General features: G+C 56.8%; 21 protein-coding genes. 15 read left to right on the forward strand and 6 right to left on the reverse strand.

What is annotated here, in order from left to right; all coding sequences use genetic code 11:
• Positions 1-89: 89 nt before the first annotated feature.
• On the forward strand, positions 90-431 hold the full coding sequence (locus tag NVU01S_RS43015) for an HNH endonuclease (RefSeq protein WP_082032416.1): 342 nt from the start codon (positions 90-92) through the stop codon (positions 429-431).
• 690 nt (positions 432-1121) lie between these two features.
• Here the strand turns inward: NVU01S_RS43015 and NVU01S_RS44005 are convergent.
• The 6 genes from NVU01S_RS44005 to NVU01S_RS44020 all read right to left on the reverse strand — a co-directional run bounded on the left by NVU01S_RS44005 (position 1122) and on the right by NVU01S_RS44020 (position 2816).
• The gene (locus tag NVU01S_RS44005) at positions 1122-1451 is read right to left on the reverse strand and encodes a hypothetical protein (RefSeq protein ID WP_156161948.1); all 330 of its coding nucleotides are present in this window, start codon (positions 1449-1451) and stop codon (positions 1122-1124) included.
• Between the two features lie 57 nt (positions 1452-1508).
• Positions 1509-1739, reverse strand: coding sequence for a hypothetical protein (locus tag NVU01S_RS44010; RefSeq protein WP_156161949.1), 231 nt, complete (start codon positions 1737-1739; stop codon positions 1509-1511).
• Positions 1736-1969 carry a hypothetical protein gene (locus NVU01S_RS44015; RefSeq protein WP_156161950.1) on the reverse strand — a complete coding sequence of 78 codons (234 nt, stop codon included), beginning with the start codon at positions 1967-1969 and terminating at the stop codon, positions 1736-1738. The genes NVU01S_RS44010 and NVU01S_RS44015 overlap by 4 nt, the downstream gene beginning before the upstream one ends.
• Before the next feature lie 15 nt (positions 1970-1984).
• Positions 1985-2203: a hypothetical protein gene (locus NVU01S_RS41200; protein ID WP_043680939.1), complete on the reverse strand. Its 219-nt coding sequence runs from the start codon at positions 2201-2203 to the stop codon at positions 1985-1987.
• A 2-nt stretch (positions 2204-2205) separates the two neighbouring features.
• Entirely contained in the window at positions 2206-2418 is a 213-nt protein-coding gene (locus NVU01S_RS41205; protein WP_043680941.1) for a hypothetical protein, read from the reverse strand.
• A 176-nt stretch (positions 2419-2594) separates the two neighbouring features.
• Positions 2595-2816: a hypothetical protein gene (locus tag NVU01S_RS44020; protein ID WP_156161951.1), complete on the reverse strand. Its 222-nt coding sequence runs from the start codon at positions 2814-2816 to the stop codon at positions 2595-2597.
• Between the two features lie 669 nt (positions 2817-3485).
• Here NVU01S_RS44020 and NVU01S_RS43020 point away from each other — a divergent pair.
• From NVU01S_RS43020 to NVU01S_RS41255, 14 genes are all read left to right on the forward strand, one after another.
• Positions 3486-3749: a hypothetical protein gene (locus tag NVU01S_RS43020; RefSeq protein ID WP_052281329.1), complete on the forward strand. Its 264-nt coding sequence runs from the start codon at positions 3486-3488 to the stop codon at positions 3747-3749.
• Positions 3750-3864: 115 nt separating this feature from the next.
• Positions 3865-5091, forward strand: coding sequence for a terminase large subunit domain-containing protein (locus NVU01S_RS44025; protein ID WP_156161952.1), 1227 nt, complete (start codon positions 3865-3867; stop codon positions 5089-5091).
• A gap of 10 nt (positions 5092-5101) precedes the next feature.
• Positions 5102-6601, forward strand: a complete 1500-nt coding sequence (locus NVU01S_RS41220) for a phage portal protein (protein ID WP_167829460.1) — start codon at positions 5102-5104, stop codon at positions 6599-6601.
• Positions 6585-7304, forward strand: coding sequence for a VG15 protein (locus NVU01S_RS41225; protein ID WP_052281332.1), 720 nt, complete (start codon positions 6585-6587; stop codon positions 7302-7304). The genes NVU01S_RS41220 and NVU01S_RS41225 overlap by 17 nt, the downstream gene beginning before the upstream one ends.
• A gap of 64 nt (positions 7305-7368) precedes the next feature.
• The gene (locus NVU01S_RS44030) at positions 7369-7899 is read left to right on the forward strand and encodes a hypothetical protein (protein WP_156161954.1); all 531 of its coding nucleotides are present in this window, start codon (positions 7369-7371) and stop codon (positions 7897-7899) included.
• A complete protein-coding gene (locus NVU01S_RS43030; protein ID WP_244467522.1) occupies positions 7887-8330 on the forward strand; it encodes a head decoration protein in 444 nt (147 codons plus the stop codon). The genes NVU01S_RS44030 and NVU01S_RS43030 overlap by 13 nt, the downstream gene beginning before the upstream one ends.
• Positions 8331-8362: 32 nt before the next feature.
• Positions 8363-9400 (forward strand): major capsid protein, encoded by a 1038-nt coding sequence (locus tag NVU01S_RS41235; protein WP_082859563.1) that lies wholly within the window; start codon positions 8363-8365, stop codon positions 9398-9400.
• A 56-nt stretch (positions 9401-9456) separates the two neighbouring features.
• Positions 9457-9690, forward strand: coding sequence for a hypothetical protein (locus NVU01S_RS44035; RefSeq protein ID WP_156162002.1), 234 nt, complete (start codon positions 9457-9459; stop codon positions 9688-9690).
• A 367-nt stretch (positions 9691-10057) separates the two neighbouring features.
• Complete coding sequence (locus NVU01S_RS44040; RefSeq protein ID WP_156162003.1) at positions 10058-10408, forward strand: hypothetical protein; 351 nt, start codon at positions 10058-10060, stop codon at positions 10406-10408.
• Positions 10408-10593: a hypothetical protein gene (locus NVU01S_RS41240; RefSeq protein WP_043682807.1), complete on the forward strand. Its 186-nt coding sequence runs from the start codon at positions 10408-10410 to the stop codon at positions 10591-10593. The genes NVU01S_RS44040 and NVU01S_RS41240 overlap by 1 nt, the downstream gene beginning before the upstream one ends.
• Before the next feature lie 252 nt (positions 10594-10845).
• On the forward strand, positions 10846-11256 hold the full coding sequence (locus tag NVU01S_RS44045; protein ID WP_156162004.1) for a hypothetical protein: 411 nt from the start codon (positions 10846-10848) through the stop codon (positions 11254-11256).
• A gap of 57 nt (positions 11257-11313) precedes the next feature.
• A complete protein-coding gene (locus NVU01S_RS41245; protein ID WP_156162005.1) occupies positions 11314-11907 on the forward strand; it encodes a hypothetical protein in 594 nt (197 codons plus the stop codon).
• 97 nt (positions 11908-12004) lie between these two features.
• A complete protein-coding gene (locus NVU01S_RS41250; protein ID WP_043682813.1) occupies positions 12005-12316 on the forward strand; it encodes a hypothetical protein in 312 nt (103 codons plus the stop codon).
• Between the two features lie 402 nt (positions 12317-12718).
• Positions 12719-14717, forward strand: a 1999-nt coding sequence (locus NVU01S_RS41255) for a tape measure protein (RefSeq protein ID WP_156522247.1), incomplete at its 3' end; no start/stop codon positions are given.

The raw sequence follows: 14717 nt of genomic DNA on the forward strand, positions 1-14717 counted from the left end.
GGAGGTGACGACCAATAGACCGAAGGTCACCACTTCGTAGAGCGCATGAAGCTCTCGACTATCCATCAATACTTGCGGTTGTAGACGGCATGACCGAACCCAAAGGCGACTGTCGAATCTGGCTTCGAACTATCAACAAAGGCTATCCTCAGTATAATTATCGAGTCGGCAAAACCTATGTAACCCTCTACATTCACCGCCTGGTGCTCGAAGCCAAACTAGGTAGGCCCCTAGGCTCGATGCGTGCACACCACATTTGCGGTAACAGTGCATGCGTGAATCCGGACCATCTGCAATCCGTCACCGATAGAGACAACATCGCGGAGATGCTGCAACGTCGAACCTATCTGGACCGGATTCGTGAGCTGGAAGCGGCGCTCGTCGAGCTGGAGCCTGGACACCCTCTGCTGAGTGTTGTAAGGGTGGCCTAGGACCCCCTTAGGGGCCTGCTTGTCAGTTCTCAGGCATACTGTCCAATATCCCCCCGAGCTGAAAACATCGGAAAAGTTTTGCGAAAATAACCCCTCAGCTGGGAAGATTCGATGTTCAGAGACTATTACCGGCTTGAGGTCTATAGAGTGCCGACAAACGCCGGATTTACATTCCAATGCATCTATTCGGATCAAGTCATGTTCTACTCTCCAGCCTTCGAGATGGCGGGGCGGATGTTCGAGATGATGTTGCCGATCCTGTATCCCGAGAAGGACGCTTCTAGGGCTGTAGTCCTACCGTGGTTGCACCTGTAGTCCAGGGAGCCGTGAAAGTGGCTCAGGATCGCAATGAGGGCATGAAAAAGGCCCCCTCCGAAGAGGGGGGCCTGGCTTTCGAATCTTATGCCTGAGTGATGAACGGGATTTCAGTCCCTGTGATCCAGAGTGCTACCGGGAACCCGTTTCGATCGGCGCAGGACTTACAAACTCGGAAAGTCTTTTGGATGACTCCGCCTGGAACCGAGTCTTCAGACCACCCGAGAGTCCTTAGCGCTTCTTCGAATTCGATACCCAAGGAGACTAGGAAACCTACGATCCATTCGGCGTCACCATTCGCCCCTAGGGCGGTATCGGTAGGCGTGAGGCAGGCGACGCACGTGTCGGCATAATCTCCTTGGAGACCGGGCCGCATTATGGTTCCCGATCGATATTGTTCAGCAGATCCAAGAGCGGATCGCGCGTCCGGGGGGCGTTGGGCCAAAACTCATGTGTGAAATTGGTTGGGTCGAACTGTTCTAGAACGCTGTCTGCGTCTTCTCGCCATAGATCCTCGTTCCATGGTTCGCCCGCTGTCCGGCTGTCCAGCATGGTAAGCGCCCATACAGCGACGCGGGCATGGAGTTCGGAAAGATCGTCTTCGATTTGCGCGCCGTGCTTGGTTACGTCGTTGACGCGAGCATCAAGACGGTTAAAGACTTCGTGAACCAAATCTATTTTGAGTTTCGTGTGTGGAGCGGTCATGTGTTCATCCTTGCGTTGGATGCCCCCGCCGTAGTGGGGGGCATCAGGGAAGCCGTGTCAATTGTCCATTGAATCCCAGAGTGGATCATTCGGAGGGTTGGTGCTCGCGTTGAAGTTCAGCGTTCGGCAATGTTCGTCAGCGTCGCGGTAGTTGTCGAAATCGCCGTTGTGTGTGATGCGGTCTATATGTCCGCTGTTCACACACTGGTTCCAATGCGAGTGCTCGACAACCCAGTACTTATCTGTCGGGTTGGTGTTGCTGTGCGGGTTGAGTACTACGAAGCTCATTTTATTTCTCCTATGACGTTGAACCAACCGGCTCCGCGATCTTCTTGGAGTTCAAGGACTTCCTTTACGGTCGCTGAAAAGTGCGGGGTGTTGTTGAAACTGGCCTCGATGGAGGCAACTAATCCGGCGTCGTCCGCTACTTCATTCGCGCGGTGCCATGCTTCGGACTGCTGTTCGGTCATCTCAACTTCGACTTTGAGGATCAGCTTCTTCGGAGGGTGGAACGTCATAATTAGACTTCCTTCTCATTTCGGCTGCCAAGTTTGCTTGGCTACACGGTAGAAATTGGGCTCGAACTCGGCCAAATCGCCGGAGGTTACGAGGGTCTTCAGGACTTCTGTCGCGGTCTTGGCATCCCATCCGAATTCTTCGGCGAGATAGCCCGGTCCGGGTAGGTATACGATTCCTTCGTGTGAGATCAACCGGCAGAAGTTGAGCGCCTTGCTTGCGTTGGTCGCTGACATGATTAGCTCTCTCCGATCAATGCGCGAAGTCGAGCGTTTTCGTCTTGCAGGTACCGGAGTCGGTCCGACGTATCGTTTGCCGTCGCTTCTCGGACCACTTCGACTTCGTCTTGGTCGTCTAGGTCGAAATCTTCGCCCGGCACGAAGGTGAGCGCGGAAACTGGTTCTTGGCCGCATGCTTGCGCCATCGTCAGGTATTCGCCGGTCATTCCCATAATGAAGTCCTTGTTCTAGGTGCCCCCGCCGAAGCGGGGGCGGTTGGCCTGATTCTAGCGGCTGAAGATACTGCGCAGGATGATTCCGGCCGAAGCCGACATCAGGAACACCCCGATATAAAGCAGACTCTCGCGGTACTTGATCATTTCTTGTCCTGCCTGGATAGTTCGGGAGATCAGGGCCGACGAATGATGCCGTCGATTTTGTTTGAAGCGTATCCACTGATCACTACGGCGGTAGAACGATTATCGCTATAAGAGACACCCGCACCTTTGATGGGCAAATGAGGCCCATCGTTCTCGATCTCGGTCACGGTGGTTTGTACGCCGGAGCGGTATTCGATCATGTCTCCTACTTGCAGGTCTGCGTAGGTCGGGTTCTCGATGATGGTAGCCATTTTATCTCCTTGTCGGTGTGCTGGATCTAGTTAAACACGTTTCGCGTTACGAGTCAACTTATCGGCTAAAGAAGATCTCCGATGATCACTGCCGAGTTCTTTCCGTGAAGCTCTCCGCCGCATGAGCAGTCACAGGACGGGCCAATAGCCCCCATGCAGCGCCCGTCGCAAACCTTTTCCGTGTTGACTGTGCCGTTAAGGCGAGTCCACTTCAGTCCGGACCAATGATCAGGGCAATATAGCCCGTACGTCTTCACGAACCGGCTGTAAGCGTCGTCAGCCTTGTACCAACCGCAGTATCCGGCATTCAGGTTGATCCATTCGCCTTCATGCTCGAACTGAATCGGCTTGTCTACTGCCTTCCTGGTCTTGCAGCCGCGTATGACGCACTTTGCGAAAGATCGATCGATGCTCATTGAGATCTCTACTTCTTTGAGTGAGGCCCCGGCATTTGTTCCGGGGCCTGCATGGCAGGTTGTCTACTTCCAGTTGAGGGCTTCTGTGAGCGCATCGCAGTATCGGAGATGGTCCATCTCTTCGATGTAAACGAAGGCTTCGTGATCTTCGTGTACCCGATCAAGCGTGCTCATTGCTTCTGCCTTTCTCGTTGTTGAGACAAGACTATCTTGAGTCACGTTACTAGTCAACTTATGTTTTGGAGGTCTTCGCATGTTCGATGACATGGAAGATCCGGACCTAGTGAAGGCCCTCACTGCCGCGCGCTCCGAACTCGTCTTACGCATGGCTGATTCGCGAGGGCAGCCGTATGCCGCTCTATTCAAGATGTACTTGGAAGTTCAAGAAAAGATCGCGGCGCTTACTCCTATCGTCAAAGAAGGTACGCCGCTCGATGAGCTTGAACAGAGACGGACCGCTCGGCAATCAGAAGCCGAAGGTTCTACTATCCCGCGCAGGAAGATGGACAGAGGCTGAAGAAGCCATCTTCCTAGCCACTAAGTACGGGTTGATCCCGGACCCTTGGCAAGAGCTAGTTCTACGTCATTGGATGTCGGTAGAAGCCGGTCGGTGGAAGAACTCGATTTGTGCGATGACCGTTCCGAGACAGAACGGCAAGAATGCGCTTATCGAAATGGTCGAACTCTACTACACTGTAGAGCTGAGTCTGAGAGTTCTTCATACTGCGCATGAGGTGAAGACGGCCCGTAAGGCTTTCCTTCGTATCGCGTCGTTCTTCGAGAATCCCAAGAAGTACCCGGAACTTGCCGATATGGTGCAAGAAGTCCGGCGTACCAACGGGCAAGAAGCGATCGTGCTTAACAACGGCGGTTCTATTGAGTTCGCCGCTAGATCGAAGTCATCGGGTCGCGGTTTTTCGACAGACGTTTTGGTGCTCGATGAGATTCAGGAATGTACGAGTGAATCAATCGCGGCGCTGCTACCAGTTATCTCGGCTTCTGCGATGCCGCAACAGATCCTTGTCGGCACTGTGCCGGGGCCTACCGCGAATGGTGAAGTCTTCACCGGTATCCGCAACGATGCGTTCGAGGGAAAGAATCCCCGGCTGAGTTGGATGGAATGGAGCGCCGACAAGGACGCCGATCTAGACGACATACAGACATGGCTTGACGCGAACCCCGCCGCCGGTATACGCCTCCAGCTGGACACTATTCGGGATGAACGCTCGGTCATGGATGACGAGACGTTCATGCGGGAACGTTTGGGTATCTGGGATGCCGTGGTTTCGAACGCGGTCATTGATGCGACTAGTTGGGGCCTGGTCGCGGATGGCGCTTCACAAGCCGGGGATCAACTGGCGTTCGCGGTGGATATCTCGCCGGATCGTTCGCAAGCTTCTGTTGGTGTCGCTGGGATGCGTGAAGATGGCCTGTACCACGTTGAGGTCATTGAAAACCGGCGTGGTACTGATTGGGTTCTCTCGTATCTGACTGCGCTTGTCGCGCAATGGGGGCCGGTTGCTGTCGTAGTGGACGGCCCGGCTTCTTCTCTGGTGCCGGAGCTTGAACAACTTGAAGTACCCGTTCACAAGCTTTCGCCGAGCGAGTTCGGCGCTGCCTGTGGTCTTTTCTATGACTCGGTGATGAACCGAGCTATGCGTCACCCTAATCAGCCGCTATTCAATTCGGCTATCGAGTCTGCGCGTAAACGCCCTCTGGGGGATATGTGGGCTTGGGGTCGCAAGAATGCGGCATCTGATATTACGCCGGTAGTCGCCGCGACTCTGGCCCTTTACGGCCTTGTCACGGGCAAGCCGATCAAACGGAAGAAGAGGACACGCAAAGCGTTGGTTCTCTGAAAGAGGACTAGTGAGCGCGAATCCAAATATCACGCTGCCTACCTTGACCCTCTCCGACGATGAAGCCTCCCTTCTTGGGCAGCTTCGCGGACGGATCACCTGGTATGCAGAAGTCAACCGGCTTAAGCAACTCTATTACGAGGGCCGACAAGCGGTGAGGCAACTCGGTATCTCGGTACCGCCTCAACTCACAGACCTTGCCGTGTCGGTCGGGTGGCCCGGCACCGTCGTCGATGTGCTCGAAGAGCGGCTGGACTGGCAAGGCTGGACTTCCGTCACTGACGAATTGAACGGCCTTGATGAGGTCTACCGGGACAACCTTCTAGGCATCGAAGCCTCACGGGTGCACCTGGACACGCTGATTACGGGCACAGGCTTCGTCACTGTCGGCCGTGGGGATACGACGGTAGGCGAACCGGAAGTTCTTGTGACAGTTGATTCTTCGTCGTGTGCGACGACGATTTGGGACTATCGGGCACGCCGGGTGAAAGCGGCCCTGTCGCAGACCTGGAACGAACTCGGTCAGATCGTTCTAGAGACTCTGTATCTGCCGAATGAGACCATCACGCTAGCGCGCGAAGCTGATTCGCTGATCAACGCTACAGGCACAAGTAAGACGCTAAAAGTTGTCGACCGCGACGTTCATAATCTGAATCGGGTTCCAGTCGCGCAGCTTCGGAATCGTGATAGAGCCTTCGATCTTCGCGGCCGGAGCGAGATTACGCGGCCGGTGATGTATTACACTGACGCAGCTTGTCGAACGATGCTCGGCATGGAGATCAACCGCGAATTCTATTCCGCTCCACAGCGTTACGCGCTCGGTGCGGAACCTGAACAGTTCGGGGTAAGCGAAGACTCTTCCGAAGATGATCGGATGCGGGCAGGGTGGCGGGCGGCAATGGGCCGCTTTAACTTGCTGCCTCGGGATGAAGACGGAGAGTTGCCGATTGTCGGTGAATTCTCCGCCGCGCCACCGACACCGTATGTGGAACTCATCCGGGCCTACTCCCAGCTGATCGCTTCGGAATCTGGCATTCCGCCGACGTATCTAGGGTTCGCGTCTGGAGAAAATCCAGCCAGTGCCGACGCTATCCGCCAGATGGAATACCGGTTGGTGAAGCGTGCCGAGCGTCGCCAAACCAACTTCGGTCAGGCTTGGCGCGAGATTGCGTATCTGGCGTTGCTTGTCAGGGATGGCGAGGTTGATCCGAGGTTCTTCCGGTCTATCGATGTGAAGTGGCAGGACGCGGCAACACCGACGCGCGCCGCCGCTGCCGACGAAGCGTTGAAGCTGACTTCTGCCGGGATTCTCACCCCGGATTCTGCTGTCACCTATGACCGTATCGGCTTGTCTCAGCAGGACCAGGCCCGCGTGAACGAGGACAAGCGTACGGCTCGCGTGCGCCAGCTGGTGAGTGGTCTCCCTTCTGCCGGGGCAGCTGCCCGGCAGAACCCCGAAGTAGCCGCTATCGCTTCGCGCCGGACAGGCGGTGATGATGCCGACGCTTAGCCTTTCGGAAGTAGAAGTATTCGAATCGCTGATGTCGGATCTCACTGATTCGATGTTCGCGGATATCGTTCGCGAGTTCAACCGGTCAAGTGCGTTTGATACGGCGACACAAGGTCTTTGGCTTTCGGAAGCGGTTCCGGAGATATGGACTCCAAGAGCTGCGGCGGCGAATGACCTGGCAGCCGACTTCTACAAGCGGTCAGCACCGAACCTGATTTTCGATGTAGTCACAGCTCTTATCCCGAAGCCGCAAACCATTGCGGGGCAAGTAGCTTGGGCGCTTACGCAGACCGTAGCGTTGCACGCGCTGACGGCGGTTGCTCAACGTGACCTTTACGGCCAGGCCCGCAGGACGATCACGGACAACGTGCGGAAAGAGACCGGCGCGAAGTGGGCTCGGCACGCTAAGCCGGATGCCTGCCGGTTTTGTCAGATGACCGCGACGCGTGGCGCTGTCTACGGCTCCGAAGAGACGGCCAAATACGATATGGATTCTTATGCGGTGAAGATTCTCCGCGTGGATCGCTATCACAAGAATTGCCGCTGTGTGGCTGTCCCGGTTCGGCCGGGGATGACTTATGAGCCGCCTGAATATGTAGAGCGGTGGAATGCCGACTATGCAGAGGCGGCGAAGCTCGCGGGTGGTGCCCGTACTGCGAAATCCATTATGGCCGCGTATCGGCAGATGGATTCGAACAAGTAATAACGCTTACGTCCAGCGGATGAAGGACGGATCGATACTGACGAGTTACGGAGAGTGTATATTTATGACCGATTCTAAGGTTGATGTGAATCCCGCTACCGCTGATCAGGGTAACGGTGTGGTGGAACCTGTGAATGCTTTCCAGGCGATTACCTCACAAGAAGACTTGGACCGGATTATTCAGACCCGGCTTGCGCGGCAAGAAGCCAAGTATGCCGACTATGACACTCTGAAGGAAAAGGCTGGGCTTTTCGATCGGGCGGAAGCGGAGAAGCTTTCGGAGATCGAGAAGGCGAGCCAACGCGCAGAACAGGCGGAAAAGCTCGTCGCTGAAATGCAGCTGGACAAGCTGCGGCGTGACGTGGCGGATGCCAAGGGCATTCCGGCGTCTTTGGTGACAGGTACCACTCAAGAAGAGATGGAAGCCTCCGCCGATGCGCTTATTTCATGGCGGGGTGCTGTTCCCGACCAGATTCCTAATCCAGCTCCAGGCCCTCGGCCGAATCCTCAACAGGGCAATCCGTCGCAGACGAATAAGCCGTCCGGTATTGCTGCCGGTGAGGAAGCGGCGCGGCGTCGCGGATGGATTCAATAGAGTCTCAGGAAGAATTTATGACTAGTATTACTGTTCGGACTATCGGTACCTACCGTGGTGAAAATCGTGCATGGCTTCAGTCGAAGCATGGTGCGGGGCCGAATGATAGCCCTTCGATCACCCTGGACGTTTCGAAGTTCACCAAGGCAACCCACTTTCCGGAAGATTACCTTCCGTCCGGGATTGTGCTCGGCAAGGTGACGGCCTCCGGTCTGTACGGCCCGTATACACCGGGCGCGACCGGCCCTAACGCTGGTCTTGAGAACCCTGTCGGGATTCTCTTCAGCTCGCTTCCGGTCCGTGCGGGTGATACCCGGATCGGTGCTGCGATCGTTCAGCACGGGTTCGTAGATGCGGCGAAGCTCCCGGCCGGTAATGGCCTCGATGCGAATGCGCGTACCAAGCTGCCGCTCATCGTCTTCACGAACTGATCTCAGCGGCGACTTACTAAGGAAATCTATAGATGGCTATTTTCTATGATGCGCCTATCGTTCCCGATGCGCTGACTACTTATATCCGGCGTCAGCCGCTACCTACTGGTAATGCGCTGTCTGCCATGTTCCCGGAAGTCTTCAAGCCAACCAACATGGTCGACTTCCTGGAAATCGTCAAGAAGTCCCGGACCGCTAAGTACCGGTCGTTCGACGGGCGGATTTCGGTCAGCGAACGAGACTCGGGTACCGAAAAGCGTGTTCCGCTGGCTCCGCTGTCGTCTTCGCTGGGCCTGGGCGAGTACGAGCGTCTACAGCTCGAATATGCTCGTCTGGGAGGCACCGCAAAGGAACAGCTGGTGCAGGCGATCTACAACGATGCCGAGAACCTGACCAACGAGATTCGCAACCGTGTCGAACTGGCTTGGGGCGATGTTCTTTCCGATGGCAAGCTGTCCATCAACGAGAATGGTCTTGTGGCGGAAGCCGACTACGGTATTCCGGCTAACCACAAGGCGACCGCTGGAATTTTGTGGACCGACATTGCTAACGCGACCCCGGTTACCGACATGCTTGCATGGTCGGATATCTGGGTGAACGATAACGGCACTTCGCCCGGCCATCTCCTGACTTCTCAGAAGATCATTCGTGCTCTTCAGCGGAACAAGGAGATCATCAATATGATTTACGGTGCTCAGACCGGCCGTACCTTGGCGAGCTTGGAGGATATCAACGCACTGTTTGTGTCGCTTGGTCTTCCTACCCTGCTGCCGCATTACGACACCAAGCTGTCGGTCGACAATGTGGATACCCGCGTGATCGCAGATAACCTTGTAGTGTTCCTTCCGGATGATCTCCGGGAACTCGGTTACATGGCTTGGGGTATGTCGGCTACCGCGCTGGAACTCCTGGACGCAAAGAGCACCGAATACACGTTCCAGGATGCGCCTGGCATTGTCGGTGTGGTTATCAAAGAAGGTCCGCCTTTCCGGCAATATACGTTTGTGGATGCTATCGGTCAGCCGATCATCGAGAACCCCTACAAGATCTTTGTCGGCACTGTCGCTTGATCGAAAGTTGATTCGTAACGCTGAGGTCTCGTCTTCGGCGTTGAGGAAGGTTCGATATGGCGACTATTCGCAATGATCTGGACGGCATTGTTTGCGCATTCCGCGAGAATGGCGAAGTCGTCCAGTTGAAGGCGGGGGACTCCATCCCGCCTGATATCCGTCTCGGTGCTCATCTGATCGAATCAGGTTCGCCGGTGGCTGAGCCGGAACCGGAGGCGGAGGCGGAACGCCGGGTAGATGAGGCCCCTAAGCGCCGTGGTCGGCCTCCGAAGGCCACGGGCGGTGCGTGATGGCCCTGGCGACTAATCAGGATGTAGAAGCGCGTCTAGGGCGCTCTTTGAATACTTCTGAGTTGTCCAGGGTGCCGGGGCTTCTTGATGAGGCTTCGGATCTGGTGGCCGGTCACCTTCGGCCCCGGCCTGTGCCCGATCCCGCGCCGGATGTGATCCGGCGTGTGGTGTCTCGCATGGTCGCTCGGGTCTTGGAGTCGCCTACCGATCAAGTCGGCATGTCGGCACAGCAGATGTCGGCTGGACCGTTCCAGGTCTCGAACACCTACGGACCAGACTCGCGTACGGGCGGGCCATGGCTCACCAAACAGGATCGAATCACGTTGCGCCCGTATGCCTTCGGTGCCGTGTCGGTAAGGACGTGGTGATGGTTGCCTTCCCGATGCCGCACACGGTGTCTACGCGGCGATTCAGCGAAGGTCCCGAAAAGGACCCGAGAGGCTCACTGATCAAGAAGTGGGCTTCGCCTGTTGAGCAGAAGCTCATTGCGATCGGCCCGAAAACCATTGAGACACAAGCGGTTAGGCCCGGATATGACCGTGTGGTGATCAAGCGCGACCTGTACGCGCCTCCCGGCTTCGCGGCCGGACCTCAAGACAAGGTGATCCTGCCGGGCGAACCGGAATACATCGTTGTCGGCTATCCGGAAGACTTCAGCGGCGGACCCTGGGGATTCGATCCCGGTCTAGTCGTTCACGTGACTAGAACCGAGGGCTAATGGCAATCGAAGTACACAATCCAGAGTACGAAGAGTCGATCGTTTTCGAGTCGGCTGTCGGTGTGAGGACCGAAGCGGATTACAACAATCTCGAAGTTGTCGACGCCGAAGGCGGCATTATCGCTGTCTATGCCGGAGGGCATTGGAGTTCGGCGCTGGTCCTCACGGATCGGGATGACGGCTGATGACTGTACGTATGAAATGGAACTTCGGTGCGTTGCGTGAGCTGCGAAGCACTCCGCAAGCGGTCGAGGAAGTTCGTCGCAGAGCTAACCGCGTGAAGTCTCGTGCGGAATCTATCGACGGCGGAAAGTACGTCGTCAAAGCTGGTGTTGGTGCCGCCCGGCCGGATGGCCGTGCACGAGCATCAGTCACTACCGGCGATCCCCGCACGATTCGTAAGAACGCAAAACGTCACACTTTGCTGAGGTCTTTGGATGCTGGTCGGTAGTCGCAGACACCCGGCTATCAGCGTCGCAGTAGCTCTACTTTCCGGACACCTCACTATCCCTGTCTTCAATGCAGCTCCGGCCGTGCTGCCGGATTCATTCGTACGCATAACGCGCGTCGGTGGAGCTAAACAAAATATCGTTACCGATGGACCGATGCTTACGTTTGAATGCTGGAACCCGGTCAGTGCCGAAGAACTGGCGATGCAGGTGCTCGACATTATCGAGAACTCGCCAGGCGAATTCGTGGAATACCGATCCGACGATGGCACGCCCCGTAAAGCGTGGATCAGTGGGTATGAGGAAGTAGGCGCGCCAGCGCAACATCCGGAATCGGATGTCCAGCTGTCTGATCGCTGGGTTTTCACTGCCCGTCTGGGCATCGCAACAAACATTTGATTACAGCTTTCGCGCCGACTCTTTAATACGGCGTGTCTTCGTTAAAGGACGGCTCAATTGCCTACTGATACCAGTAAGGTCTATGTCCCTCAAGCACCCAAGGTAAAGGGTGTTTTCTATCGCGCTCCGCTCGGAACCACGTTGCCGACCGACGCAATCACGCCGCTTCCGAATGTATTCAAGGATCTCGGCGGTATCTCTGATGTCGGTATCGTCAACGCCCAAGCGCGTGACGTGAAGAAGGTGAAGGACTTCAGCGGCGATATTATCGCGACCCCCCAGAGTGACTACTCCGAGACGCTCGAAGTCGAATTCGTTGAGGCAACCAACTTGGAAGTTCTCAAGACCGTGTTCGGTGACCTGAATGTCACCGTGAAGAACCCTACGTCGACTTCGGGTATGGAGATCAAGGTTGACCACAACTCGGATACTTTGCCGAAGTCGGTGATTGTGTGCGAGACCTTGAACGGTCTTGGAACCAAGCGTGTTATCGCGGGCATCGCTCAACCGATCAAGGTGGGTGACGTGACTCAGGTCAATACCGATATCGTCAAATACAAGGTTACTTTCGAGTGCTTCAAAATTGTCGACGGTACTACCGCGTTCAACATTCGCGAGTACATCAACGACGGCAAGCCGACTACTCCATAAGCGGCTAATTCCTACCGGGCAAGAATCTTTGACCGGACCTCCCTTGCCCGGTGGGCCTGGTCCGGATCAACCCTGAACGTATCGAAGAGGTCTGGTCATGGCTGTATACGAAGTCCCGCCTACTGAAGGCAAGAAGAAAGAAAACCGGTTCGCGTTCCGCGTGAACGGAAAGATCCGCTCTATCCCGAAGCTTGCATTCATTTCGGGCAACGGCGCTAAGTTCGCTGCCGACAATGACGGCGCATTGTCGTACCCGATGCTGTATCGCGAACTCATCGCAATCGAATGCCCGGCTGTCCGGGAAGAGGTGTACGCCATGGCTGATGACCAGATCATCAACCTCTCTGAAGCATGGGTTACCTCGTCGGGTATCACAGCGGGGGAATCGGAGGGCTCCGCAGACTCCTGACGGAGTATGAGGGGCCGATTACCTTCGACCTGTTACGGATCGGAAAGCATGCCCGCGATGTCGGTAGCGAAGAACTCGACTGGATTGAGTTCCGATCCTTTCTGGAATGGATGCCCCCGAACGGGGATAGTGCCCTATTTCGGGCTAGGCATCCGAAGTCTTGGAGTTGGGACCGCAATACCGAGATGTTGTCATACATCTTGTATGCGTTGCATGGCGCTAATTGGCAACGTGCGGGAGGCGACAACAATCCGGCTAATCAGCGTCCAGAGCTGATACAGCGCCCATCCGAGTCCGACTCGATCAATGAGCCGGATACAGAAGTACAAGAATTCTCGATCGAAGATATTCGCGGGGAGATTGAGCGTAGACGGCCAACCTCGCAGTAAAAAGGGGTGAACGATGGCTGTCGAGTTAGGTCACGCGTATGTGTCGCTCGTCATCGAAGGCAAAGATGTACCGCGTCAGGTCGAGGGCGCGCTTAAAGGCGCTCAGCCGGGAGTGAATGCGGCCGGTCGTAGCATGGGCTCTACCCTCGCGGCCGGTATCGGTGCCACGATGAGAACTGCCGCCGCTGGCGTCGGCCTGGCGGCCGGTGCCGTACTCGGCACGGCGTTGTCTCAGGGTCTCCGGCGAATGACCGCGATTGATGACGCCAAGGGCAAGCTAGCCGGTCTCGGGCACAGCGCTCAAAGTGTCAGCGCCATCATGGAAAGCGCCCTGGCATCGGTCAAGGGAACAGCTTTCGGTCTGGGCGACGCAGCGACTATCGCGGCTTCAGCTGTAGCGGCCGGAATCAAACCCGGTGAAGAACTCACGAGGTATCTCAAACTCACCGCCGATGCCGCCACTATCGCCGGTACCTCCCTGAGCGATATGGGCTACGTCCTGAACAAGGTCCAAACCTCGGGTAAGGCGTACACCGATGACCTGAACATGTTGTCAGACCGTGGGATTCCCATCTTCCAATGGCTTCGCGAAGAGTACGGCAAGTCAGCCGACGATCTCTCGAAGATGGTCAAGGAAGGCAAGGTAGATGCCGCTACCTTCCAGAAGGTCATCCGAGACAACATCGGTGGCGCGGCACTCGAATCAGGTAAGACGCTTCGCGGCTCGTGGGCGAATCTGCAAGCGGCTCTTGGGCGTATCGGCGAAGGTGCACTAGCACCGTTCCTGCCGATGATGAAGAGTGGCCTAGCTGCCGCGACGCAGTGGGCCGACCAAGTCACACCGAAAGTGAAAGCGGCAGCACAAGGTATCGCGAATGGCCTTCAGGATATGGGCCGAGCGTTCCAGTCGAACGGCGCGAGTATCCAAGGCACGGCATCGAATTGGGAAAAGCTAGGCGTTCGCGCCCGTGGTGTAGCCGACAGGATTAGAGAGCTGCGGGCCGCATACCAATCAGGCGGGCTGTCGGAAGTCTGGGAAACTCTCCGCTCTGGTGGCGCTCAAGCCTCCGAAGGTCTGGGCAGGCTTCAGGATTCGAGTAGTTCGCTATCTGGTGTGATGTCTCGGCTTCGTGCCGTTGGTGCGGATGTCGGCAAAACGCTGCTCTCTCTGACCGGCGATACCGGCACCGTCGTGGCCAACACCTTGCGCGTGCTCGGGTCGGCGATGAAGTTCCTTGCTGATCATTCCGGCGTCGCAACGGCGGCATTGATCGGATTCGTTGCGATACAAGGGGTTTCGGAAGTCGCGACGATCTGGGGCAACATCGGGCGGGGCCTGATCGGTGTCTTCACCCCGGCTACGTTGTTGGCGACTCGGGCTCAGACTGCCGCGCTCGTCGAACATACGGCAGTTATGCGGGCCTACCTGGTCGCGATCGGTGGAGAGCCGCCCGTCCAGGCGGCGTCACTGCGCGCCCGGTTGGCGGCTACTGCCGCACGGGTCCGCGAGACGATCGCCACGGAGGCCGCCGCGTCGGCGCTGGGCCGCTACGCGGTCGCACAGCGGGCGGCAGTGGCTAGCTCTGGTCTATTGGTCGGTGGGCTTCGTCAGGTCGGCGCGACCGCTGCCGCCGCTGGTGCCCGTATCCAGGCGACGGCAACGACGGCGCTGTCCGGCGTAGGCCGGGCCGCCTCCGGCGTCATGTCGGTATTGGGTGGTCCGTGGGTGCTGGCATTCGCCGCTGCCGCCGCTGCCGTCTATACGCTGCATTCCGAGATCAAAGCCAATGAGGAACACGCGAAGTCGTATCAATCGGCTTTGCGGGATATCGCGGTAGCGCGCCGAGATCTCGCCGATGTCTTCGAGGACTCGGGCGGTGTGATCACCGATCCGGCGATCGACAATCTGATCAGCCAAGTCGGCATCATGAAGACCAGCCTTGATAACGCGGCTGAGTCTCGGGCCGGGTTTTTCGAGAAGAACTTTGTGCCCCCGTGGATGAATGATTCTC

It is taken from the genome of Nocardia vulneris (assembly GCF_001613425.1).
Taxonomy (GTDB): Bacteria; Actinomycetota; Actinomycetes; order Mycobacteriales; family Mycobacteriaceae; genus Nocardia; species Nocardia vulneris.